The 23,996-nt window shown below is 67.3% G+C and carries 24 protein-coding genes; 9 read left to right on the forward strand and 15 right to left on the reverse strand.

Features of this window, described 5'->3' with window-relative positions; translation table 11 throughout:
* Positions 1–10: 10 nt before the first annotated feature.
* The 6 genes from IPP28_02630 to IPP28_02655 all read right to left on the reverse strand — a co-directional run bounded on the left by IPP28_02630 (position 11) and on the right by IPP28_02655 (position 7,766).
* The gene (locus tag IPP28_02630) at positions 11–226 is read right to left on the reverse strand and encodes an EAL domain-containing protein (GenBank protein ID MBL0039948.1); all 216 of its coding nucleotides are present in this window, start codon (positions 224–226) and stop codon (positions 11–13) included.
* Complete coding sequence (locus IPP28_02635) at positions 183–3,026, reverse strand: diguanylate cyclase (protein MBL0039949.1); 2,844 nt, start codon at positions 3,024–3,026, stop codon at positions 183–185. The genes IPP28_02630 and IPP28_02635 overlap by 44 nt, the downstream gene beginning before the upstream one ends.
* Positions 3,027–3,164: 138 nt before the next feature.
* Complete coding sequence (locus tag IPP28_02640; protein MBL0039950.1) at positions 3,165–4,202, reverse strand: hypothetical protein; 1,038 nt, start codon at positions 4,200–4,202, stop codon at positions 3,165–3,167.
* A 76-nt stretch (positions 4,203–4,278) separates the two neighbouring features.
* Positions 4,279–5,883, reverse strand: a complete 1,605-nt coding sequence (locus tag IPP28_02645) for an amidase (protein MBL0039951.1) — start codon at positions 5,881–5,883, stop codon at positions 4,279–4,281.
* A 69-nt stretch (positions 5,884–5,952) separates the two neighbouring features.
* A complete protein-coding gene (locus IPP28_02650) occupies positions 5,953–6,390 on the reverse strand; it encodes a hypothetical protein (protein ID MBL0039952.1) in 438 nt (145 codons plus the stop codon).
* A complete protein-coding gene (locus IPP28_02655; GenBank protein ID MBL0039953.1) occupies positions 6,387–7,766 on the reverse strand; it encodes a sigma-54-dependent Fis family transcriptional regulator in 1,380 nt (459 codons plus the stop codon). The genes IPP28_02650 and IPP28_02655 overlap by 4 nt, the downstream gene beginning before the upstream one ends.
* A gap of 138 nt (positions 7,767–7,904) precedes the next feature.
* Here IPP28_02655 and IPP28_02660 point away from each other — a divergent pair, with 138 nt between their 5' ends.
* Positions 7,905–8,708 carry an undecaprenyl-diphosphate phosphatase gene (locus tag IPP28_02660; protein MBL0039954.1) on the forward strand — a complete coding sequence of 268 codons (804 nt, stop codon included), beginning with the start codon at positions 7,905–7,907 and terminating at the stop codon, positions 8,706–8,708.
* Positions 8,709–8,732: 24 nt separating this feature from the next.
* On the opposite strand, the gene IPP28_02665 is transcribed toward IPP28_02660, so the two are convergent.
* Complete coding sequence (locus tag IPP28_02665) at positions 8,733–9,275, reverse strand: Hpt domain-containing protein (GenBank protein MBL0039955.1); 543 nt, start codon at positions 9,273–9,275, stop codon at positions 8,733–8,735.
* A gap of 65 nt (positions 9,276–9,340) precedes the next feature.
* On the opposite strand from IPP28_02665, the gene IPP28_02670 reads away from it, so the two are divergent.
* Positions 9,341–9,898 (forward strand): hypothetical protein, encoded by a 558-nt coding sequence (locus IPP28_02670; protein MBL0039956.1) that lies wholly within the window; start codon positions 9,341–9,343, stop codon positions 9,896–9,898.
* Between the two features lie 4 nt (positions 9,899–9,902).
* Here the strand turns inward: IPP28_02670 and IPP28_02675 are convergent, their stop codons facing one another.
* Entirely contained in the window at positions 9,903–10,169 is a 267-nt protein-coding gene (locus IPP28_02675; GenBank protein ID MBL0039957.1) for a GIY-YIG nuclease family protein, read from the reverse strand.
* Between the two features lie 58 nt (positions 10,170–10,227).
* Between IPP28_02675 and IPP28_02680 the strand changes: the two genes are divergently transcribed.
* From IPP28_02680 to IPP28_02695, 4 genes are all read left to right on the forward strand, one after another.
* Complete coding sequence (locus tag IPP28_02680; GenBank protein ID MBL0039958.1) at positions 10,228–11,337, forward strand: S-(hydroxymethyl)glutathione dehydrogenase/class III alcohol dehydrogenase; 1,110 nt, start codon at positions 10,228–10,230, stop codon at positions 11,335–11,337.
* Between the two features lie 45 nt (positions 11,338–11,382).
* Complete coding sequence (gene fghA / locus IPP28_02685) at positions 11,383–12,213, forward strand: S-formylglutathione hydrolase (GenBank protein ID MBL0039959.1); 831 nt, start codon at positions 11,383–11,385, stop codon at positions 12,211–12,213.
* 188 nt (positions 12,214–12,401) lie between these two features.
* Entirely contained in the window at positions 12,402–12,611 is a 210-nt protein-coding gene (locus IPP28_02690) for a hypothetical protein (GenBank protein ID MBL0039960.1), read from the forward strand.
* A gap of 156 nt (positions 12,612–12,767) precedes the next feature.
* Complete coding sequence (locus IPP28_02695) at positions 12,768–13,142, forward strand: cupin domain-containing protein (GenBank protein MBL0039961.1); 375 nt, start codon at positions 12,768–12,770, stop codon at positions 13,140–13,142.
* Positions 13,143–13,283: 141 nt separating this feature from the next.
* Here the strand turns inward: IPP28_02695 and IPP28_02700 are convergent, their stop codons facing one another.
* Positions 13,284–14,618 carry a hypothetical protein gene (locus IPP28_02700; GenBank protein ID MBL0039962.1) on the reverse strand — a complete coding sequence of 445 codons (1,335 nt, stop codon included), beginning with the start codon at positions 14,616–14,618 and terminating at the stop codon, positions 13,284–13,286.
* A 207-nt stretch (positions 14,619–14,825) separates the two neighbouring features.
* Between IPP28_02700 and IPP28_02705 the strand changes: the two genes are divergently transcribed.
* Entirely contained in the window at positions 14,826–15,281 is a 456-nt protein-coding gene (locus IPP28_02705) for a transposase (GenBank protein ID MBL0039963.1), read from the forward strand.
* 178 nt (positions 15,282–15,459) lie between these two features.
* Positions 15,460–16,977 carry a glycerol kinase GlpK gene (gene glpK, locus IPP28_02710; protein ID MBL0039964.1) on the forward strand — a complete coding sequence of 506 codons (1,518 nt, stop codon included), beginning with the start codon at positions 15,460–15,462 and terminating at the stop codon, positions 16,975–16,977.
* Here glpK and IPP28_02715 read toward each other — a convergent pair.
* Both IPP28_02715 and IPP28_02720 read right to left on the reverse strand, forming a co-directional pair.
* Positions 16,922–17,383: an SRPBCC family protein gene (locus IPP28_02715; GenBank protein ID MBL0039965.1), complete on the reverse strand. Its 462-nt coding sequence runs from the start codon at positions 17,381–17,383 to the stop codon at positions 16,922–16,924. The genes glpK and IPP28_02715 overlap by 56 nt on opposite strands.
* Positions 17,384–17,419: 36 nt before the next feature.
* The gene (locus IPP28_02720; protein MBL0039966.1) at positions 17,420–17,770 is read right to left on the reverse strand and encodes a hypothetical protein; all 351 of its coding nucleotides are present in this window, start codon (positions 17,768–17,770) and stop codon (positions 17,420–17,422) included.
* 118 nt (positions 17,771–17,888) lie between these two features.
* On the opposite strand from IPP28_02720, the gene IPP28_02725 reads away from it, so the two are divergent.
* On the forward strand, positions 17,889–18,455 hold the full coding sequence (locus IPP28_02725; GenBank protein MBL0039967.1) for a DUF1801 domain-containing protein: 567 nt from the start codon (positions 17,889–17,891) through the stop codon (positions 18,453–18,455).
* A 6-nt stretch (positions 18,456–18,461) separates the two neighbouring features.
* Here IPP28_02725 and IPP28_02730 read toward each other — a convergent pair whose 3' ends face one another.
* From IPP28_02730 to IPP28_02745, 4 genes are all read right to left on the reverse strand, one after another.
* The gene (locus IPP28_02730; protein MBL0039968.1) at positions 18,462–19,541 is read right to left on the reverse strand and encodes a hypothetical protein; all 1,080 of its coding nucleotides are present in this window, start codon (positions 19,539–19,541) and stop codon (positions 18,462–18,464) included.
* 20 nt (positions 19,542–19,561) lie between these two features.
* A complete protein-coding gene (locus IPP28_02735; GenBank protein MBL0039969.1) occupies positions 19,562–20,185 on the reverse strand; it encodes a hypothetical protein in 624 nt (207 codons plus the stop codon).
* Between the two features lie 77 nt (positions 20,186–20,262).
* Positions 20,263–21,924: a M28 family peptidase gene (locus IPP28_02740; protein ID MBL0039970.1), complete on the reverse strand. Its 1,662-nt coding sequence runs from the start codon at positions 21,922–21,924 to the stop codon at positions 20,263–20,265.
* 83 nt (positions 21,925–22,007) lie between these two features.
* Complete coding sequence (locus IPP28_02745) at positions 22,008–23,996, reverse strand: tetratricopeptide repeat protein (protein ID MBL0039971.1); 1,989 nt, start codon at positions 23,994–23,996, stop codon at positions 22,008–22,010.

A 23,996-nucleotide genomic window follows, 5' to 3' on the forward strand; every position in this document is an offset into this window, starting at 1 on the left:
GCGACGCGGTTCAGTCGCTGGCGTCGTCGCCCTCGGCAGTGACCGGGCGGCGCATCTGCTGGTGCTGCTGCCACCACTGCCGCAGTGCCGGCATCGGCAAGGCGGTGCTGATGTAGTAGCCCTGGATGTAGTCGCAGTGGTGACGGCGCAACCATTTCAGGTCGGCCAGATCCTCGACGCCTTCAGCGACCAGATTCAGGCCGAGGTTGTGACCGAGTGCGATCACCGATCGACAGATCGCGGCCGACTCCTCGTCCTCGGCGACGCCACGCACGAAGCTCTTGTCGATCTTGAGTTTCTGCACCGGGAAGCGCTTGAGGTAGGACAGCGACGAGTAGCCGGTGCCGAAGTCGTCGACGGCCAGGGCCCAGCCCGAGTGCACGCAAGCGCGCCATGATCTGGAGGGCGTCGCCGAGGTCGTGCATCAACACCGTCTCGGTCAGCTCCAGTTCGACGCGGGCGGCGGCGACACGATGGCGGGCAAGCGCGGCCTGCAGGTGTTCGACCAGGGCCGGATCGCGGAACTGTGCAAGCGACAGGTTGATCGCGAGGCGCACCGGCGGCAGGCCTGCCGCGTCCCAGGTGGCGAGGTCGGCCATGGCCTGTTCGATGATCCAGTGGCCGAGCGTAACGATCAGGCCGCTTTGCTCGGCCAGCGGCACGAAGCGTTCCGGCGTGACCAGGCCGAGCGTCGGATGACGCCAGCGGATCAGAGCCTCGATGCCGTGCAGTTCGCCGCCCTGGGTCGCCAGCACGGGTTGGTAGTGCAGCACGAATTCCTGACTGGCGACGGCATGCGCGAGTTCGTCGAGCAGCGCCTTGCGTTCCATCAGTTCTGCATGCAGGCGTTCGGTGAAGAAGCGGAACGTGTTCCGACCTTCGGACTTGGCGTGATACATCGCCAGATCGGCCTTGCGCAGCAGCTGTTCGGCGTTGCGGTCGTCCCCCGGGCACAGCGTGACGCCGATGCTGACGCCGATCTGGAGGCGGTGGCTGTCGATCTCGAACAGGTCGCCGATGCGGTCGATGATGCGCTGGGCCATCCACGCGGCTTCGCCGGCGTCGACCAGGTTCGGCATCAGCATCGCGAACTCGTCGCCGCCGAGACGCGAGACGGTGTCGCCCGGGCGCATGCAGTCCTGCAGGCGTTCGCCGACGGCGCGCAGCAGGGCGTCACCGACGCTGTGGCCGAGGCTGTCGTTCGCGACCTTGAAATGGTCGAGGTCGAGGAACAGCAGCGCCATCGCGGTGGATTCGAGCAGGCAGCGCTCGACCGCGCGCTTCAGGCGGTCGTTGAACAGGGTGCGGTTCGGCAGGCCGGTGAGCGTGTCGTGCGTGGCCAGCATGCGCACACGTTCCTCGGCCCGCTGGCGTTCGGTCACGTCGCGCACCTGCACGTTGTACAGGCCGTGGCTCGGGCCGCGCCAATAGCTGACCGACACCTCGGCCGGAAAGGCGCGGCCGTCGCGGCGCTGCGCGCTCAGTTCGAGCATGTGGCTGGCGGGACGGCTGACGGCCGCGTCATCGTGTTCGCCGAAGCTCTCGCTGCGCGGATCCCAGGGCATCAGCCGCCTGAATTCCCCGCCGACCAGTTCGGCCTCCTGCCAGCCGAACATCTGTCCGCCGGCGCGGTTCATGCTGACGATGCGGCCGTGGTCATCGATCTGGATCAGCGCATCGTGTGCCAGTTCGGTGACCGCACGGAACTGCTCCGCCGACGCGCGCAGGTCGGCGTGGCTCTCGCCGATCTGCCCGGCGTAGCGGTTGAACGTGCGGGCCAATTGCGCGAGTTCGTCGCGACCTTGGACGTCGATGCGCCCGGGCACGATCGAATGTTCGGTGGCCGCCAGCTGCTCGGTGATGCGACGGATCGGCACGACCAGGGTGCGGCGCAGCAGCCAGCCGGCGAGCAGCACGACCACGACCACGGCCAAGCCCAGGGCCCAGGCCACCCGCGTCATGATCGACATCACGGCTTCGTGCACCAGCCGCGCGGGCTGCACCAGCACCAGTTGCCAGTGCGTGCCGGGCAGGCGTTGGGCGGTGACCAGGCTGGCCTCCTTGAGGAAGGGGTCGCGCGGCAGGGTGGTTTGCCGCACGCCGTCGCCCCGGGTGCCGTCGTCCAGCAACTGCGCGGCGATGCGTTGGGCCTCGGGACGATCGATGCTGTTGGTGGCCTGGTCGATCTGGCGTGCGATCTCGTCCTGACGCGGATCGCCGGGATGGTCGGTCGGCAGATCCAGGAACTGGGCCAGCGCCGCGAAATCCTGATGATGCGATGCGAAGTCGGCGATACCGAACACGGTGCCCTTGGGCGTGGCGGGCGCGCCGGCCGGCATCGGTGTGCGCCGCATCGGCGGGACCGTGATGAACACGCCGTTGCGATCGATGGCGAAGGCATAGCCCTGCAAGGCGGCACCGCGACGATCGAGGAAGTCCTGCAGGCCGGACAGTTTCAGGTCCACCGTGCTGACGCCGATGAAGCGCCCGGCCACGCGCATCGCGGCGGTGCAGGTGACCATCTGCTCGCCGCTGTAGGGATCCTGGTACGAGCGCGACCAATAACAGCGGCCTTCGCGCTGGTGGCGCGCCGGGACGTACCATTCTTCGCCGTGGTAACCGGGGCCATCGGCGGCGTTGTAATCATCGAAGTAGCGCAGCACGCCGTCGGCGTCGCGACCCCAGAAGAAGCTGCGCCGTGCCACGCCCGGGGTGTAGGCATCGGGTTCCGGCCACAGGCCGCCGCCGGCGATGAGATCGGCGCGGCCGTCCAGATCGAGTACGCCGGGGATCACGTCGCGCCACAAGGCTTCGTCATGCGGCAGGCGCTCGCCGAGATTTTCCAGCGCCACCGCGAGACCCTCGGCCAGTGCCAGTTCCTTGCCCATGTCGCTGGCCAGGCGCTGTGCCGCGGCATTGGCGACGTCGCGTTCGCGCGCCATCAGGAGTTCATAGCCACGCAGATAAAAGACGACGAGAACGGCCGCCAGCATCATCGCCAGCGCGAGCAACAGACCAACCAGCAATCTGGCCCTCAGGCTGTGCCGGAAGGGCACCTCCTTTCGCTCGGAACCCTGCATCCTGCCGTCCTTCGCCTGTCTTCCCCGAATCCGGACGCTCGCATGCGACTCGCGAAAACGCAACGGTACGAACTGACAGGGGACCTATTCGAAGCCGTCGCCAAAAACCAGTGCAAGCGGCACGCCGACCACGCTGCTCCAACCCGATGCCGGGGTCACGCCGGTGTTCGGACCGCTGATGTCGTGACTCGGTACGACGTTGCCATTGGCGCCACGTGCGAAGCCGAGGATGCGCGTCGCCGCGCTGTTGTAGGAACCACTCGCGACCAGCAGTTCGTCGAGGAAGGCGTAGTAGTCGAGGCCTTGGGCATTGACCATCCGCGTGTTGCCGCCACCGATCATGCGCAGCGGCGCGACATTGCCGCTCGCGTTCGCCGGGAACACGACGATGCGGCCGCTGCCGTCGACATCGCTGACCAGGGCGAACAGCTCGTTGCGCACCGGATCGATGGCGAGCGAGTTGACGAAGCTGCCGAGCTGGGTGAGGTTGCCGCCGATGCGCCTTGCCGGGACCGGCGCGCCACTGATCGTGCGCGGAAAGATCAGGATCTCGCCGCCGTACAGATTGTCGCCGAGCTCCTCGTAGTCGCCGACCGCGACCTCGTCGCTGGCCGGCAGGTAGGCGAGGCCGCTGGCATTGTTGATCACCGTCGGTGCATAGGTCGTCTGGCGCAGCGGAATGGCCGCGCCGGTCGCGGTGCGCGCGAAGGCATAGAGGAAGTTGCTGTTCAGCGCGATGTATTCGTCCTGTCCGCTGACGCGCACGACATTCCGCGGTTGTCCGAGGAGCAGGCTCGAAAAGCTGCGCAGCGGCGCCACGTCGCCGCGCGCGTCGGCAGGAAAGACATGGATCTTCTGGCCAAAGAAATCCGCGACCAGCACGGTCTTTTCGGCGGGGTCGTAGACCATGGCCGATGCATCCAGCAGTCCGGAATTCGTTGGCCCGCCGAGCAGCGACAGCGGCTCGGTGTCGCCATTCATGGTGTCGCCGAAGATCGACACGCTGCGGTAGAGGTTGCAGCCAGCTTCGCAGTATTTGCCGCCGAGCACGTCGGCGCGGGTATCGGCACCGGCAAGGCCGGCAAGCAGGGCGGTGAAGATCAGGGCAACACGGCGAGACATGACGTACTCCGGGGCAATCCAGCAAGGTTGCCCTCGGATACGCAATGCGGCCGAGAAACCTGTCACAGCACAACGGTCACCGCGATCGGAACGGCGACTTGCGTGCCCGGGTCGCCTGTTCGAAGGCGTAACCGAGGCCGAGCAGCCTCGCTTCCGAGTAAGGCAATCCGATGAAGCTGAGACCGACCGGCAGGTGCTGGACGAATCCCATCGGCACCGTCAGGTGCGGATAGCCGGCCACCGCGGCAAGCGAGGTGTTGCCGCCGGTGTAGTGGTCGCCATTGATGTGATCGATCAGCCAGGCCGGGCCGCCGCTCGGTCCGATCAGCGCATCCAGCCGGTGCGCCGAAAATGCCGCATCGATCCCCTTGCTGCGGCTCAGTTCGTGGTTCTTCGCGAGCGCATCGCGGTAGGCCGGATCACTGAGCGGCCCCTTGGCCTGCGCGCTCTCGAACCATTCCTGGCCGAAGAACGGCATTTCCAGCGTGGCGCGCACGCGGTTGAATTCGATCAGTTCGGCGAGCGTGCGTGCCGGCGCCGATTTCGGCAGGCGCGTGAGGTAGGCATTCAGATCGGCCTTGAGTTCGTAGCTCAGCACGTCGAATTCGCTGTCGTCGAACTGGCCGATGCTGTCGATCTTCACCTCGTCGATGATCTCGGCGCCGAGGTCCTTGAGTGCGCGGATCGCGTTTTCGGCGAGTGCGTCCACGTCCGGATGGAAGCCGAACAAGCCACGCGCGACGCCGATGCGCGCGCCCTGCGCGGCCCGCGCCTTCAGGGCGCCGAGATAGTCACGGTCGAAGCCTGCCGCGGGCGCTGCGATGAAGCCCGGCTCGCGGTTCGGCTGCACGATTGCCGCCAGCAACGCCGCGGCGTCGGCGACGCTGCGCGTCATCGGCCCGGCGGTGTCCTGCGAATGCGCGATCGGGATGATGCCGGCGCGCGGCACCAGGCCCAGGGTCGGCTTGAGTCCGACCAGCCCGTTGGCATTGGCCGGCGAGATGATCGAGCCATCGGTCTCGGTGCCGATGCCGAGTGCCGCGAATTCCATCGCGATCGCAGCGCCCGTGCCGGAACTGGAGCCGCTCGGCGAGCGCGTGCGGTCGTAGGCGTTCGTGGTCTGCCCGCCGCGCGCGCTCCAGCCACTGGACGAGCGGGTCGAGCGCGCATTCGCCCATTCGCTGAGATTGGTCTTGCCGAGAATCACGGCCCCGGCAGCACGCAGGCTGGCGACGAGTGGCGCGTCGACCGGCGCGTGCCAGTCGGCGAGTGCGAGCGAGCCGGCGGTCGTGTGCATGCGGTCGCCAGTGTCGATGTTGTCCTTGATCAGCAGCGGCAGGCCATGCAGCGGCCCGCGCGACTTGCCGGCCTTGTGCTCGGCATCGAGTTGCGCGGCAATGGCTTCGGCGTCCGGATTCAGCTCGATCACCGCATTGACCGTGCGCGCATCATGCGCCTGGATGCGTTCTAGGTAGGCGCGGGTCAGGCCGAGTGCGGTGTAGCTGCCGTTCTGCAGGCCGAGCGCCAGTGCCGCGCGGTCCTTGCCGGCGAGCTCGAAGTCACCCAGGTGCTCATGGTCGCCGTGTCCGGCCTGCGCCGAATGGGGCAGGGTCGACGCTGCTGCCAACGCGGCAGTGCCGGCAATGAAATCGCGACGACGCGGATCGTGGGACTGGCTCATGGCGCTCTCCGGTGACGAAGTGCCGATCATCGCATCGGCGGCGTCAACATCAAGTCGCCGACCACGGCGTCAGGCGCCGCAGTGCACGTCCACGGCCACGCGGACGCGCCGGGTTCCCTGGCGGACGTCGAGCACGGCGCGTTGCCGACTGCCTTCGCATTCGCTGCCGGCACAGGGATCGATCGGACCGAAGTCGCGGGCGACGATGTGAACCTGGTCGTTGCGAAACACCTGGCGTCCGCTGTCCCCGGTGTCGATCCGGTCGAGCTGCTGTTCCTCGCCCTGCACCGAAACGCGTGCGATACCGCGACCGTCGTCCGGCAAGGACCTGGATAGGGTGACCATCACCAGATCCTGCGTGTCGAGGTCGCGGTATTCGCAACCGGCACCATTCAAGCCTGACTTCAACGGATCCAGCGGCGACGCGACCGTCGCTGCGGCCCCAGCCGTCGTTCGTCCCGCGACGATCAGCATCAAGCCACCGAGTGCGCGCACGCAGCGGTTCATTCGCTCGCGTCCAGCGCCTTGGGATCGACGCCGAGGTCCTTGAGCTTGCGGTAGAGGTGGGTGCGTTCCATGCCGGAAATGCTGGCGAGGCGCGAGACCGAGCCACGGCAGAGCCGCAGTTGCCGCATCAGGTAGGCGCGTTCGAAGCGGTCGCGGGCGTCACGCAGCGGCAGCGACAGGTCGAGCAGGAAATCGCCGGCCGGCTTGCCCGGGTTCGGGGCGATGATGCCGAGCGCATCCTCGATCTCGTCGAGGTCGATCTCGCCGTCGCCACCGATGATCAGCAGACGCTGCACCAGGTTGCGCAATTCGCGCAAATTGCCGGGCCAGGGATGCCGGCGCAGGCGCTCGATCGCGGCAGCACTGAGCGTGCGCGGTGGCAGGCTGTCGCGTTGCGCCACTTGCTCCAGATGCACGCCGAGCAGGGCGGCGATGTCTTCGGGGCGTTCGCGCAGCGCCGGCACGTGCACCGACAGCACGTTGAGCTGGAAGAACAGGTCCTCGCGCAAGGTGCCGGCCTGCAGTTCCTGTTCCAGTGGCCGCGTGCTGGACACCACCACGCGCGCCGGAAACGGCCGCGGCTTCTGTCCGCCTTCCGGCACGTACTGGCGTGCGGCGATGGCCGAAGCAAGCCGTGCCTGCGTGCTGGCATCGAGGCTGGCGACATCATCGACATAGAGTGTGCCGCTCGCAGCCTGGGCGATGGCGCCTGCCTCCTCGCCATGTGCGGTCTCGCGCCCGAACAAGGCGCCGACCCCGCGCTCACCGGCCATGGTCGCGGCGGCAAAATGCACGAAGGGTGCGGCGGCACGCGGACCATGACCATGCACGTAGCGCGCGAGCGATTCTTTGCCGGTGCCGGTCTCGCCGCGAATCAGCAAGGGCGCGTCGGCATGCGCGGCGCGTTCCAGTTGCGTGCGCAGGATCTGCATCGCGGTACTGCCGCCGATCGGTGGCGGCGGTGCGGCGCGCGCGCGCAGACCCTGGTTCTCCCGTTTCAGCGCGGCATGTTCGAAGCCGCGCTGCACGGTCGTGAGCAACTTGGCCAGCGACACGGGCTTTTCCAGAAAATCGTAGGCGCCGAGCTTGAGCGCGCTGACTGCGGTCTCGATGGTGCCGTGTCCCGAGATCATCACCACCGGCGCACCGCCGGTGCCGCCGTGTTCCTGCCATTCCTGCAACAGCGCCACGCCGTCGCCGTCCGGCAGCCAGACATCGAGCAGGATCAGGTCCGGCTTGAATGCCGCCATGGCGAGGCGTGCCGAGGCGACGCTGTCGGCGGTATCGACCTGATGGCCTTCGTCGAGCAGGATGTCGCCGATGAGTTGTCGGATGTCCGGCTCGTCGTCGACGACAAGCACGCGATTCTGGTTCATGCAGACCTCGTGGAGCGGGTCCGAGCATAGCGAAGCCGTACCCGGGCCGGCCATGTTGCCCGCACTTCGTCACGCGCAACGGGGGTGATGCGGCGGCCGGCACTGGCACAATCGCCTTCTTTTTCGACGGCGCCGTGCATGGAACTCAGCCACATCATCCTTCTTGCCCTGGTCCAGGCCATCACCGAATTCCTGCCGGTGTCGAGTTCCGGACATCTCGGCCTGATCGGCTTCCTGCTCGGCTGGGACTATCAGGGCGTCACCTTCGACCTCGCCCTGCATTTCGGCACGCTGATCGCGGTGCTGGCCTATTACCGTCGTGACCTGGCCGGCATCGCCACCGCCATGCTCACGCGCGATCGCAGCGAACACGGTCGCACCCAGCATCGGCTCGGCATCGGGCTGGCGCTCGGCATCATCCCCGCGGCCATCGTCGGCGCCAGCATGGGCGAGGAAACCGCCGCGACGTTGCGCGTGCCGGCTTTGATCGCAGTGAACCTGATCGCCTTCGGCATTCTGCTCGGCATCGCCGACCGCGCCAGCGGCAAGACCCGCGGCATCACCAGCGTGACGATCAAGGAGGCGCTGCTCATCGGTGCCGCGCAGGCGCTGGCCCTGATCCCGGGCACCTCGCGTTCCGGCATCACCATGACCGCCGGCCTGTTCCTCGGGCTCGACCGCCACGAAGCGGCGCGCTACAGCTTCCTGATGGGCGTGCCGATCACGGCGGCCGCCTGCGCGCATGGCGCACTGGAACTGTACAAGAGCGGCGAGGCCATCATCTGGGCGGACTTCGCGCTGGGTGCAGCAGTCGCCGCGATCGGCGGCATCGCCTGCATCCATTTCCTGCTGCATTTCCTGCGCCGCCTCGGCCTGATGCCTTTCGTCTGGTATCGCATCGTGCTCGGCCTGGTCGTGCTCGGCCTCGTCTACCTGCGCTGATCGCCGCGGGCGTGAGCGTTCGTGTCAGGCAAGGAGGCGCCGGATCCGGTCGTCGATGCTGCGGGCCTGCGCCGGTGCCGGGCGTGCATCGCGAATGGCAACGGCGAACGCCGGCAGCAATGCGATCGCCTGTTCGACCATCGCGATCAGATCCGGCGATGCCGGTGGCGCTTGTTCCAGAATGCGTGCCGTCAGTTTTTCCAGACGACCGCTGAAGTCGCTCAGTGCAGTCGCGCCGACCAGTGGCGCCGATCCCTTGAGGGTGTGAAAACCGCGCCGCAGGGCCTTCATCGCCGCCTGATCGGACGGATCGAGGCGCCATGCCGCGCAGGCCTGCTGCAGCGATCGCGTCACCTCGCGGAGTTCGGCAAAGAACACCTCGCGGATCTCGGCGTCGGCCTCTTCTCGCGGTGCACGCGCGCGACCGATGCCGGTCAGCGACGCGATCTTGCGCAACAGCGATGTGCACCAGGCGATCAAGGCATGCGGCTCGCGCGTCAGCAGGGACAGGCCGATGGTATGCGTTTTCGGGGTCGCGTTGCCTGCTTCGCTGCATAATTCGACCATCGATAAGCCCGCTGCGCGTCCTAGGCTTTGGTTTCGGCAATCTCAATCAAGCAGGGAGTAGGAACATGAACGCGCAGCTGTCACATCGTGGTGGATCGCATGGCAACCGCTTCCGGGTCGCGATCTGGAGTCTGGTTGCCGCGCTCTGGCTGCTGCCCGTGATCGCGATGCGATTCACGACCGAAATGAACTGGAGCGTGTTCGACTTCGTGTTCTGGGCGCTGATGCTCGGTGCCGCGGGCGGCGCCTACGAAATCGCCACGCGGATGTCGCGCAGCAGTGCCTATCGCGCCGGTTTCGGCATCGCGATCGTCGGCGCCTTCGCCCTGGTCTGGATCAGTCTCGCCGTCGGCATCATCGGCGACGAAGATGATCCGGCCAATCTGGTGTTTGCCGCCGTGCTGCTCACCGGATTGATCGGTGCTGCCGTCGCGCGACTGCAGCCGCAAGGCATGGCGCATGCCCTGGTCGCGGTTGCGATCGTGCAGGCGCTGGCGGTGCCGGTCGCCGCGATCGCCGGATCGAGCGAAGGCGCGGTGTTGTCGGCCTGCTTCGTCGCGTTGTGGCTCGGTGCCGCGCAGATGTTCCGGATCGCGGCACGACAGTCCGCCGCCACGGCGTAAGGCATCAGCCGTTCTGTCCCTGCAGGAACGCGATCTTCTTCGCCCGCGGCAATCGGCGGATGGCGTGCTCGGCCTTGCTGGCGCTGCTGCGGTCCGCAAACGTGCGCGTGCCGAGCAGCCGCAGCGGCGGATTGGCCCGTGTGTACTTCGCGCCACGTCCGGACACATGCGCCGCGTAGCGCCGCTCGATGTCATTGGTGATGCCCGCGTACCAGGCACCATTGCGGCATTCGATCAGGTAGAGGCACCAGGGCGCGGCGCTTGGGCTCATGGTTTCTTCTCGGGGTGGGCGATACTTTAGGCCGTTGCCTGTCCATCGGAGTATCCCCATGAAATCACGTGCCGCCGTTGCGTTCGAAGCGGGCCAGCCGTTGCAGATCGTCGAGATCGATGTCGCGCCGCCGCGCAAGGGCGAGGTGCTGGTCAAGATCACCCACACCGGCGTCTGCCATACCGATGCATTCACGCTGTCGGGCGATGATCCGGAAGGCCTGTTCCCGGTCGTGCTCGGGCACGAGGGTGCGGGCATCGTCGTCGAAGTCGGCGAAGGCGTGACCAGCGTGAAGCCGGGCGACCACGTCATCCCGCTGTACACCGCCGAATGCGGCGAATGCCTGTTCTGCAAGTCGGGCAAGACCAACCTGTGCGTGGCCGTGCGCGCGACCCAGGGCAAGGGCGTGATGCCGGACGGCAGTTCGCGCTTCTCGTACAACGGCCAGCCGCTGTACCACTACATGGGCTGCAGCACCTTCAGCGAATACACCGTGGTCGCCGAAGTCTCGCTCGCGAAAATCCACCCGGAGGCGAAGCCCGAACACGTCTGCCTGCTCGGCTGCGGCGTCACCACCGGCATCGGTGCGGTGCACAACACGGCGAAAGTGCAGCCGGGCGATTCGGTCGCGGTGTTCGGGCTCGGCGGCATCGGCCTCGCGGTCGTGCAGGGCGCGCGCCAGGCGAAGGCCGGGCGCATCATCGCCATCGACACCAACCCGTCGAAGTTCGAGCTCGCGAAACAGATGGGCGCGACCGACTGCGTCAACCCGAAGGACCACGACAAACCGGTGCAGCACGTCATCGTCGAGATGACCGGCTGGGGCGTCGATCATTCCTTCGAATGCATCGGCAACGTGCAGGTGATGCGCGCTGCGCTCGAATGCGCGCATCGCGGCTGGGGCCAGTCGGTGATCATCGGCGTCGCCGGCGCCGGTCAGGAAATTTCGACGCGACCGTTCCAGCTGGTCACCGGCCGCAAGTGGATGGGCACCGCGTTCGGCGGCGTGAAAGGCCGCTCGCAGCTGCCGGGCATGGTCGAACAATCGATGCGCGGCGAGATCGAACTCGCGCCCTTCGTCACCCACCAGATGCCGCTGACCGACATCAATCACGCCTTCGAGCTGATGCACGAAGGCAAGTCCATCCGCACCGTCATCCATTATTGAGAGCATCGCGCCGCACGCGGCGCTCCTACATACCTGCGGGGAATCATGCAACGACTCGAACATCGCGCCTGTTTCGGCGGCTGGCAGGACGTGGTTCGCCATCGCAGCGACACGCTCGATTGCGACATGAACGTCGGTGTCTATCTGCCGCCGCAGGCCGCGATGCAGCGCTGCCCGGTGCTGTACTGGCTGAGCGGCCTCACCTGCACCGAACAGAACGCGATCACCAAGGCCGGCCTGCAGCGTTACGCGGCCGAGCACGGATTGATCGTGGTGACGTCGGACACCAGTCCGCGTGGCGCCGGCGTGGCCGATGCCGAAGGCTATGACCTCGGCGTCGGTGCCGGTTTCTACGTCGATGCGACGCAGGCGCCGTGGGCCGCGCACTACCGCATGCACGACTACATCGCGCGCGAGTTGCCGGCCTGGATCGAAGCGAACTTCCCGGCCACCGATGCGCGCAGCATCAGCGGCCATTCGATGGGCGGGCACGGCGCACTCGTCATCGCGTTGCGTCATCCCGGTCGCTATCGCAGCGTCTCCGCGTTCTCGCCGATCGTCGCGCCGACGCAGGTGCCGTGGGGCCAGAAGGCCCTGCGCGCCTATCTCGGCGACGACGAATCCGTATGGCGCGCGTGGGACACCTGCGCCCTGATCGAGCACGCGCCGGAACGCCTGCCCCTGCTCGTCGACCAAGGCGACGCCGACGAATTCCTCAGCACCCAACTCCGCCCCGACTTGCTGCAATCCGCCTGCACCCGCGCGAACCACCCGCTCACCTTGCGCCTGCAACCCGGCTACGACCACAGCTACTACTTCATCGCCAGTTTCATCGGCGAACACATCGCCTGGCATGCGGCGGCGTTGAGTCGCTAAAGATCGCGGGGCAGAGCCCGCTCCCACAGAAGCCAGAATCCTGCTCTTGGCTTTTGTGGGAGCGGGCTCTGTCCCGCGACGCTCTTGCCTCACCGCTCACCTCCGCGCTACAACAGCGCGGCATCCCCGGGGGAATGCATCCTCACTGCGTCGCTTTGCGACTAGGTTCGTGCTGCCCGGGAGATTCGATGTTCTCGACCCTCAGTCTCGATATTGATTCGATGCGTGCTGGCGCATCCGAACGATTCCTGCTCGCGCACCTCAGCCAGGGCGCCGAGCCCAACGACAAGGCCGGCCCCTACAAGGGCTCGCTTGGCACTTTCCCGTTGGCGGAATCGAATCCCTTTCGGCTCAGCACGATCTTCATGCGCAATCCTTTTCGCAGCTGGGGACATTGACGCAATCGAAGATACAGAATGTTGGCAGCGGTCAATCACTCAATGTCAGCGTCGCACACTGATTTGCTGAACCATCGACGTGAACCCCGGCGGATCGACAGACGGATTGAGGACGAGGCGATGAACAAGCGAACACTCGGTATCGGATTCATGTGGATGCTTGCGCTGTCTTGCGCCAGCGTTGTCGCGTCGACGTTGGCGGACGATCTGCCCGGGCGCACCGAGTTGAAGCGTGCCGATCTCGACGGCGCGCCGGGCATGGAGGTGATCACGTCGGTGGTGGTGATCCAGCCGGGCGAGGTGATGCCGGCGCATTTCCATCATGGTGTCGAGACCGGCTATGTGCTTGAAGGCGGGCGCGTGCATGTGGACGGCAAGCCCGAGTTCGAACTGGCCACCGGCGCGCCGCTGATGAATGCGCGCGGCGTGATGCATGGCGGGTTCAAGGTGCTGTCGGATACACCGATCAAGCTGGTCACGGTGCACATCGTCGACAAGAACAAGCCGTTGTATGACGGCATGAAGCGTTGAGGTTTTAGAGCGTCGCGGGACGGAGCCCGCTCCCACAAGAGCGGTGGTTTGGCATTCCAGAATCGGTGGGGCTAGTTCTTGTGTAGGAGGCTCTTGTGGGAGCGGGCTCCGTCCCGCGACGCTTTTTGCGGCGGGCCGGGCTCAGTCCAGCGATGCTTTCACGCGGTCCTCGAAGGACTTGCCGAGTGCCTCTGCGGCCTTCGGGTCGCCACTCGTGATCAGGCCGGCATCGAGGGCGGCGCGCAGCACGTCGCCCGGGCCGCCGATGATCGTCGCGGTCTGGTCCATGGTCTCGAGCAAGACAAAACGCTGGTCGGAGCGGCGTTCCAGCAACGCGGCGTCGAGCAGGCGCAGCACGGCATCGACGTCGTACCAGTCGCCCAGATTCTCGGCCGCTGTCTCGAGCATCTGGCCATCGACATAGGCGCGCAGCACGTAGCCGCCGTCCTCGTCATCGATGTCCGGTGCGATCTCCTCGAACACCACGTCGTCCAGCGCCGGGCGTACAGTGTCAGCGAGTGATCGCAACAGCGAATCGTGTTCGTTCGGGAAGGTGCCGGTCTCGACGTCGAACCAGTAGCCGTGCCCGGCCTCGACCAGCAGGTCGTCGGCCGTGGTCGCGTCGCCGGGATGATCGGGATCGACACGGGTGAAGCCGAGATCGCGCAGGCGCGCAGCCAGTGCACGCGCGTCTGCCGTTGCCGCGGTCGTGGCCTGTGGCGTGGATACCGGCGACTGCATCGCTTGCGCGAGATAGGTCGAGAACTTTGCGTCCTGGATCGTCGCGTGTTCGGCACGCAGCGTCGTCATGGCGGCCGGATCGGACAGCTTCGCCATCGCCAAGGCCGCCTCGTAGGCCATGCTGCGGTCATTGTGCGCGATGGCGGCGTGCAGGACATCTGCGAGTCGCGTGTCGTAAGGCATCGCTGCGCCCAGTGCGCGGTCGCGCCACGGCGAATACCAGGCCAGCACCGCCCAGTCCGGCGTGTCGGCACGCACGATCAGCGCCAGCGCATCAGCCTGCGCGCAGTGTTCGGCAAAGGTGCCGACGACGGCCATGCGCAGATGCGACGGTGGTGCGTCGACGATGGCCTGCGCGGTGGTACAGAATGACGAAGTGGTATCGCGATAGTGCAGGCCTTGATGCCAGGCCTGCGCCCAGGCGCTGGCGTCGGCCTCGTCCACGCGTGTTGCGGCAGCCTGCAGGCGCTCGAACATCACCGCGTCGCCGCGCGCGAGTGCATCGAACACATGGGCTTGCGGCGGCGGTGTCGCATCGCCCTTGAACCAGGCCTTCATCGCGGCGGACGACTCCGGCAGGGCGGTGTCGTAACGGGCAGGCAAGGCGCTGACGCTGCGCTTCACCTTGACCGGAATCGATTTCGTCGCCTTTGCCGCTTCATTGGCGGCTGGCGGGCTGCAGCCCGCCAGGGCGGCGACGGACAGGGAGAGTGCGAAGGTGGCGATGCGGTGCATGGGCGGCGAGCCTAGCAGTCGGGTGTTGGGGGGGGCTTGCTCCCGCAAGAGCGTCGCGGGGCAGAGCCCGCTCCCACAGGAGCCAGAGACCTGCTCCTAGCTTTTGTGGGAGCGGGCTCTGTCCCGCGACGCTTTTTGAGAAATTTCCCTTGCCAGTTTCGGCAGCTACCCAATGACCGTCCGCCGCCGGGCGGTGATCCTTCGCGCATGGACACTCGCATCACCCGCGGCAGCCATCGGCTGCGATTGCATCGAACTGCCGGCACGGCGTTGATCACCACCTGCTGCGCCGGTCGACAGCCGCTGCTGGCGGATCCCGTCGCCGCGGCGACCGTGCTCGAATCGTTGCAGTGGCTGGACGCGGCGCATCGATTGCTGCTGCATGTTGCGGTGGTCATGCCCGACCACCTGCATTTCGTCGCCGATCCGCTTGGCGGCGACTGGCAGTCGCTGCTGCGCACGATGAAGAGTTTCACCGCCAACGCCATCGCGAAGCGCCTGCATCACGCTTGCACGATCTGGCAGACGCAGTATCACGATCGCCGCATCGACAGCGACGCGCAGCTGGCTGCCGCCATCGAGTACTGCCTGCTGAATCCGGTGCGGGCGGGATTGGTTCCGACGGCATCGGAGTGGCCTCACTCCTGGTTGAGGGGCTCGTAGGGCGTCGCGGGACAGAGCCCGCTCCCACAAGTGCCAAGACCAGGTTTCTGGCTTTTGTGGGAGCGGGCTCCGTCCCGCGATGCTTTTGCTGTGTGGCTTGCTCTTGTGGGAGCGGGCTCTGTCCCGCGATGCTCATGTCGATTCCCTAGAATCGACCGAGCTCAAGGAGTGCCGCACCATGTCCGAGTACCTGCTGTCGATCGACGCCGGCACCACCAGCATCCGTGCCATCGTGTTCGATGCGTTGGGCCGCGCGGTGGCGACGGCGCAGCAGGAATTCATGCAGCATTATCCGCGGCCGGGCTGGGTCGAACAGGATGCCGACGAGATCTGGGCGACGACGCTGGCGGTGGTGCGCCGCGTGTTTGCGGAAGCGTCGCTGGATGCGACCCGGATCATCGCAGTCGGCATCACCAATCAACGCGAGACGACGGTGCTGTGGGAACGCGACAGCGGGCGCCCGGTCCACCGCGCCATCGTCTGGCAGGACCGGCGCACCGCCGACGTGTGCGAACGCTTGCGTGCAGCCGGGCACGAAGACCGCGTCGCGGCGAAGACGGGTCTGTTGCTCGATCCGTATTTCTCGGCGACCAAGATCGCGTGGACGCTGGACCAAGTGCCCGATGCGCGTGCACGTGCCGCAGGTGGCGAACTTTGCTTCGGCACCATCGACACCTGGTTGTTGTGGAAGCTCACCGGCGGGCGCACCTTCGCGACCGATGCGACGAATGCCTCGCGCACCCTGTTGTTCGACCTGCGGACGCAACAATGGGACGAGGCATTGTGCGCGCTGTTCGATGTGCCGCGTGCGCTGTTGCCCGAGGTGCGCGACTCGAACGGCGACTTCGGGGTCGTCGATCGCGCCTGGTTCGGTGCCGCAATGCCGATCCGCGGCGTGCTCGGCGATCAGCAGGCGGCGCTGGTCGGCCAGGCCTGCTTCGCGCCGGGCATGATCAAGAGCACCTACGGCACCGGCTGCTTCATCGTGATGAATACCGGCGGCGAGATCGCGCGTTCGCGCAACCGCTTGCTCAGCACCGTCGCCTATCGCATCGACGGGGTGACGACCTATGCCATCGAGGGCAGCATCTTCGTCGCCGGCGCGGCGATCCAGTGGTTGCGCGATGGCCTGAAATTGATCGACAGCGCTGCGCAGAGCGAAGCGATCGCCCGCGGTGCGCGTGGCAGCAACGGCGTTTATCTGGTGCCGGCCTTCACCGGCCTCGGCGCGCCGCATTGGGACCCGCATGCGCGTGGCGCGATTCTGGGTTTGACGCGTGACACCGGCATCGCCGAGATCGTCACCGCGGGGCTGCAATCCGTCTGCTTCCAGACCCGCGACCTGCTCGATGCCATGCAGCGGGACGGCGCGGCCGCTGCGTGCACGCTGCGCATCGATGGCGGCATGGCCGCCAACGACTGGTTCGCGCAATCGCTGGCCGACTTGCTCGGCGTCCCGGTGGATCGTCCGAACGGGATCGAGACCACCGCACTCGGGGCAGCCTGCATGGCGGGCCTCGGCATCGGCCTTTACGACTCGCTGGAGCGGATCGCGACGCAATGGGGTTGCGAGCGGCGGTTCGAGGTGCAGATGCCTGCGCCCGAGCGCGATGCCTTGTATCGCGGCTGGGGTGAGGCGGTCAGGCGAGTGCTTGCGCCATCGCCGCCAGGCAACGCCGCATCGCACCCTGCATGAAGATCGTCAGCAGCGGCGCGGCCAGCGGCCACGCCAGCGGCGTGGCGAGTTCGAAGCGATATCGCCAGATCACCGCGGCGCCATCGCCCTCGGGAGAGAAGGTCCAGTCGGCGTGGCCGACACGCACCAGCCATGACAGCGGCGGGCGCAACCGGCTCAGGCTGTAGGCGTGTCGACGGCCCGGTTCGAGCGCAGTGACGGTCTCCAGCATCACGACGCCGTCCTCGCCTTCGACATCGCGCGTCACACCGGCCGCGAGCGGCCCGTGCAGGGTGATGCGGCGCAATCCCGGAATCGGTCCGAAACCGCGGAACAGGACCGGGAAGCGTTCGCCATCGACGGCGAGTGCAAACACCGCTGCGGGTGCAGCGGAGAAAGTGTGGCGCGCGGCCAGATCGATGGTCATGGCGGGCACTCGACAGGGCAGGACCGGTCCATGCACTCAGCCAAGCGAGGTCCATGGCGGCAGGCGATGTTTGCGCCGACCGTAGGCGTAGTAGCTGGCCATGCTGAGTCCGAACAGCAGCCCGGCCACCACCGACAGCGCCGCGGCGAAGCCCGCCGACATGCCCGTGTCCGACCACTGCCAGAACCACATCAGCAAGCCCCAGACCAGGCCGAAGAAGCTGCCGGTGAGCACCGTGCTGGCCGCAAAGCTGGCGAAATGCGGCGGCGGCACATCGAGGCCCATGGCCCAGAGCAGTTTCAGGGCCGGTGGCGCGTAGTTGTTGCTGCGAATGCCGGTCCGGGCCAACAGCGCGAGCGCGGCGTCACGGCGGGTCGAAGGTGTCATGGCGGGGCTCGCAGGACGGAACGAAGGCCGCGAGGCTAGGTGCGGTGCGCGCATCGGGTCAAGCGCCGATGCGGCGTGGCGGCGATATGCTCTTGGCGTCGAAGGGCGGAGCATGTCCATGCAATCGAAAGCGACCACAGTGGCGGCGTACCTTGCCGAGCTGCCCGAAGATCGGCGCGCCGCGTTGACGGCACTGCGCGATCTCATCCGAAAGCACATCGATCCGGGATTCAGCGAAGGCGTCGGCTACGGCATGATCGGCTGGTCGGTGCCGCATTCGCGCTATCCGGCCGGCTACCACTGCAACCCGAAGGACCCGCTCCCGTTCGCCGGGCTCGCGTCGCAGAAGAATTACATGTCGCTGTACATCTGCCCGCCGTCGATGGGCGAAGTCGATGCTGCCGCGGAGGCGGAAGCGGATTGGTTCCGCGCCGCCTGGGCCAAGACCGGCAAGAAGCTCGACATGGGCAAGAGCTGCATCCGTTTCCGGAAGCTCGACGACCTCGCCCTCGACGTCATTGCCGAATCGTTCCGGCGCATGTCGGTCGACCAGTTCGTCGCACGTTATGAAGCGGCACGCGCCGCGCACCAGCCGAAATCGCGTGCCGAGATTCAGACGATGATGGCCGAACGCAAGGCAGCGAAGAAGGCGCCGGCGAAACAGGCGGCACGCAGCAAGCGCTGACGTCGTTCAGGGCGCGGCGAACGCGGCCAGGGCCTGATCACGCGCGGCACCTGCGGGCAGCGCCGAGAGGGCCATGCGCAGTTCGGTGCTCGCCGCTTGCGCATCGGCGCCGGACGGAAAACGTGCTGCGGCCGCGACCAGGCTGGGAATGTGCGCCAGCGGATCCGGGTTCGAAAAGTCGTCGGGGACCAGCCAGTCCGGATTCGCCGCGATCTGCATCGCGGTCACGTGCATCGATCCGGCGACCGCGGCGGCCCAGGCCGGATTCAAGGCGGCCGCCGGTGCATGGCGCACGAACTCGGAGGCGCCGTGGCGATAACGCGGATGCGCATCGGTGATCGTCTGCGCGAGTTGGGCGTCGAGACTTGGCACCTGCAGCGCACGCGCGATGATGAAGTCGCGCAGATCGGCCTCGGTGGGGTCGGGCAGGCCGGCGATGAAGACCCAGAGCGGCGCATCGGGACTGAATCCGGCATAGTCCTCGCGGAGCCGGTCGACCGCCGACAAGGCATCGCGGCGGGCCGATTCGAGATTGCGTTGTTCCTGCTCAACGTGGGCGCGTTCGGCATTCTCGGCGCGCCGTTGCCACTCCCGCGCACCGCCCCACAGGCCGATGGCCATGCCGCACAACGCGGAAGCGACCAGGACGATCAGGCCGATGCGCGTCCAGCCCGCTTCCTGCATCGCGCTGCCATCGCGCCACGCGCTCGCGATCAGCAACACGACGGCGAAGGCCGGCGCGATGCCGCCACTGAACAGGCCGAGCGGCATCACCCAGGGGCCCATGCGCTCCATCCACGCGATGAGCACGGCCACGGCCGCGATGCCGACACCGAGCATCACCAGGATCGCCGTCCAGCCGCCACGCGCGCCGAGCCAGTCGAGCCGGCCATTCGCGATCAGCAGGCCGGTGGCGACCAGCAACAACGTGACCGCCGCGATCGCACAGAACACCGGCACGACCAGACCCATTGCCGCATCGCCGCCGGGCACGCGCCCGGCATAGGCACCGCTCATCAGCAGGTTGGCCAGCAGCAGCAAGGCGGCGAGCGCGGCCGCGGCGGTGGCAAGCAGGGACAGGAACATGCGTACTCCGGGGTGTGCGTTCAGCGCCATGCGGGTTCCACGCGGCGCGGTTCGGTCAAGGTCAAGGCATGCACCGGCGCGAGGCGCAGGAACACCTGCGCGGGCAGGGCCGCGTAACGATCGACACGCGCTTCATCGCAGGCAGAACGCAATGCGTCGATATCACCGGCGATCAGCACGCGCAGCTGCAGGGGCACGACGCGCGTGTCGGCCACGAGTTCGCGCATGGCCTGCCATGTCGAATGCGCGACCGTGGCATCGATCGGAAAGTCCTGCGCGGCATCGGCGGCCCGGGTGGCGTCAATCGCGAACCAGAGCAGGCCTCGCAGCGGCGCATGCCGTGCAGCGGCCTCCGTGTCGCGCAGCGCCATCGCGGCATCGAACAAGGCGCGCTGCCGGTGCACGCCGCCGCCGTCGCGAGCGCAGTCCTGGATCGCGCTGCCGACGGCGGCGATCCGATCGTTCAGTGATGCCGGAAGTTCTGCCTGCATCGCCGCTGCGGCCCGCTGCAGCATGCGCGCCGCAACCAGGACCTGTGCCCACAAGGGCAGGTGGCCGAGCGCGCCGTCACCGGCTAGCAGGGCCGCGCCCGCACCCTGCGGAAGGGTGGCGGGATCGCGATCGTGGCGGCATGAACGGGACATCGATACCTCGGATGGCGGCGCGTGGGCCGCGTCGCTCCGGGATACGGGGATTTCGCACGAAAGCGGACAGGGATCAATCAGTCCGCTGCGGGCTGGGCGAACTTCTTCGCGAAGAAATCGCCTTCATTCCAGCTCGGTCGTTGCGGCGCATCGGCGATGCGCTGGCCGATCAGGGCATTCAGGGCGGCGACGCGCGCTGCGGTCGGATAGTGGATCGACTGGTTCGCATCGTCGCTGGGGCGGTGATAGTGCTGGTCCAGGAAACCGTCGAGGCTGGCGATGCCGTCGAAGTGCGGGTCGCGCCCTTTCACGCCGCTGTCCAGATACACCGCCGGGATGCCGGCGCGGATGAAGGCGTACTGGTCGCTGCGCACGAACACGGTCTCCTCGGGCTTGGGATCGGGCGACAAGGCCATGCCCATGTCGGTCGCCGCAGCCTCGACCAGGCCCTTGAGTGAGGAATGCTCGATGCCGATCGGCACCATGTCGACCAGGTCACCCAGGACCACCGGCATGTCCATGTTGACGTTCGCGACGATGCTGCCTTTTGCGACCGGTGGTGTCGCGACGAATTGCTGGGCACCGAGCAGGCCCTTTTCCTCACCGGTCAGTGCGACGAACAGCAGCGAACGGCGCGGACCCTCGGCCGTCGTGGCCATGCGCCGCGCCGCTTCGAGCAGGATCGATACGCCGATGGCATTGTCGAGCGCGCCGTTGTAGATGGCGTCGCCGTCGATTTCGGCGCCGATGCCGAGGTGGTCGAGATGGGCGGTCAGAACCACGTGCTCCGCGGCCAGCGTGGCATCCGTGCCGGCAAGACGTGCGACCACGTTGAAGCTCTCGGCCGCTTCCATGCGAGTCGCCTGGGTCAGCGTCGCGGTGCCAGGCAAATCGAACGGCTTGAGGCGATTCTCGCGCATCATCGCGAACACCTCGTCGGCGCTGTGCGGCGATCCGGCGAAGATCGCTTCCGCCAGCGTGGCGCGCAGCGACACTCGCACGCGCAGTTCGGGGAAGCTGTCGATGGCACGACCGTCGCCTGCACGCAGACGCATGCCCGCGGCGCCCCAGTTCTTCGCACCCAGCGCCCACGGCCGCTTCTCCTCGTCGCGCGGGTCGCCGATCGAGATCGTGCCGATGGCGCCGCGTTCGGCCAGCAGTCTCGCCTTCTCCATGCGCGAGGCATGGAAGGCGCGCTCGTCGTTCGACAAGCTCGACGGCGCGTTCGCCAACAGCACCGCGATCTTGCCGCGCACATCGACGCCGGCGAAGTGATCCTGGCCGAGTTCGGGTGCATGCACGGCCTGGCCGACGAACACCAGCGGCGCGCTGATTTCGCTCGACGCCTCGTTGAAGTTCGCCGAGGGCACATAGTCCTGTTCGAACGCGAGCTCGCGGGTCTGTCCGTCGCGCACCAGCGCGAAGCGCGCGCCTTCGCGCACTGCCCGGGCGCGCAGCAACGGCACCGGCTGCAGGTAGCTGCCGGCAGCGGCCGGTTCAAGTCCGAGCTTGCGGAACTCGCTGGCGACATAGAGTGCCGCGAGATCGTAACCGCGTGTGCCGGTCTCGCGGCCTTCGAGCAGATCGTCGGCCAGGAAGCGCAGATCGGCCTCGATGCGGCGCGCAGCGGCCGTAGTGTCCTCGGCACTCGCGGGTGCTGGAGCCGTGTGCTCCGGTGCACAGGCAGCGAGGGTCAGCAGGGCAGCACCGATGAGCAGGGAACGCGGCAGCAGGAGCATCGATGGCACTCGAGAAGAAGCGATCCGTGCACGCTAGCAGCGCGAGCGCATATTGCTGCCGGCGACGGGACGAGCCGTGCGCGTTACTCCATGAGCGGCAGCATCACGCGCAGCAACTGTCCGGTATCCGGCGCCGCTGCGGGGATGCTGTCCATGCGGCCGCCGATCCGAATCACGGTCTCGCGCAACAGGCCCAGCCCGAGCCGGCGCGGCGGCGTGTCGCGGGCAATGCCGCGCTGCGCATCGAGCAATTGTTCACGCAGGTGGCCGTCGTGGTCGGACAGGGTCAATACCGCCTGTGCCGCCTCGCCACGCAAGGTCACGATGATGTTGCTATCCGCCGGGTTCCCACGCAGCGCGTGGTCGAGCAGCTCAGTGCACAGGTGCACCAGGGTGTCGACGCTGCCCGACACCTGCAGTGCGGGAACGACATCGCCGTGCAGGCGTTGCTGGCGTTGGCGCGCGCGGGCGTCGGCGTCGTCGATGCAACGTTCGAGCACGAGCGAGAGATCGCTGCAGGTGCCGGAATCGTCGGTGTCCTCGGCGGCATGGGCCGACTCGCGCATGCGCAGCACGATCTGGATCAGCTCGCTGGCGTGGCGTGCGATCGCCGCCAGTGGCCGTGACAGATCCGGATTGGCGTGGTGCGCCGCGAGCAGGCGCTCGGCGCTGCCGCGGATATCGATCAACGGCGCCTGCAGGTCCTCGCCGGCCAGTGCGAGCAGGCGCTGGTTCAAGCTCGCCGCGGCATGCGCGCGCCGGCTTTGCGCTTCGGCGTGCTCCAGCGCCTCCTGCAGCGCCTCGCCCTGGACGCGCAGGGCTTCGCCACGGATGCGGCGTTCGCGCCCGATCCAGAACAACAACACGATCGCGGTCAGTCCGGCGATGCCGAGTCCGACCGCGCTGCGCAGCAGCAGGCGACTGCGTGCCAGTTCGGCGGCCTGCGCGGCTTCACGCTGTCGCAGCAGGGCGACATCGGCGTCGGCTTGCTGACGTTCATAACGTGCGCGCACCACGGCGACCCGGGCGTCGTCGCGTTGCGCCCGCAGCGATGCGGATTCGCTCTCGATCTCGTCGAGCAGGGCGACCGCGTGCTCGGCCTCGCCGCGGGCCGCAAACACGTCGGCGAGCAGGCGCTTGGCGCGCAGGCGGCGATCCGGATCGTCGCTCTCGCTGCTGGCGACCAGCGCCGCGCGGGCCTCGCGTTCGGCGTTCAACAAGGCGTAGTCACGCGGCTCGCCTTCCAGGCTGCGCGCCCGCAGCAGCCACACCTCGGCGCGCGCGCGCAAGGCGGCGGAAATGCCGGCCGCATGTTCGAGTTCGCGGGCGATCGCCTCGCCTTGCTGGATGTCGGACAGGGCGGCGTCGAAGCGACCGGCGCGGGCGTTGGCGACGCCGCGATTCGACAACGCCAGGCCCTGGCCGATGCGGTCGCCGTCGACCGCGTGGGCAGCGATGGCCTCGTCGAGCAGCTTCACGGCCTGCTCGGTGGTACCGGCTTCGAGCGCGAGATCGGCCAGATTGTTCAGCACAGACCCGACGCCGCGGGTAATGCCGTTGCTGCGCTTGACCGCGAGCGCGCGCCGGTAGTGTTCGCCGGCACGGACATCGTCGCCAAGATTGCTCAGCGCGTTGCCGAGATTGATCAGGGCCGCCGAGATGCGAGCCGCGTCCTGTTGTCCTTCGTAGATCGCCAGCGCCTTGCTTTCGGCCTCCAGGGCCTCGGCGTGCAAGCCGCTCATGTCGAGCGTCACGCCGAGTTGGGTCAGCGCGTCGGCATACGGCAACTGTGCCTTCGCATCATCGGTGAGTGCGACGGCGCGCTCGAACTCGACCACGGCCTGGTCGTAACGACCGCGTTGGCGTTCGATCGAACCGAGGTTGATGCGCGCGCCGGCTTCACCCGCCGGATCGGTGCGTGCCTGTGCCAGTTGCAGCGCCTGTTGCGCGATCTGCTGGGCACGCTGCGGATCGCTGCGCAGCAGGGCCTTGGCTTCCTTGTTGAGTCGGGCGATGTCGTCCGGTGCTGCCGCGGCGACCACGCTGGCCAGCAGCATGCCGATGATGGCCAT

This window comes from Lysobacterales bacterium (assembly GCA_016721845.1).
Classification (GTDB): domain Bacteria; phylum Pseudomonadota; class Gammaproteobacteria; order Xanthomonadales; family Ahniellaceae; genus JADKHK01.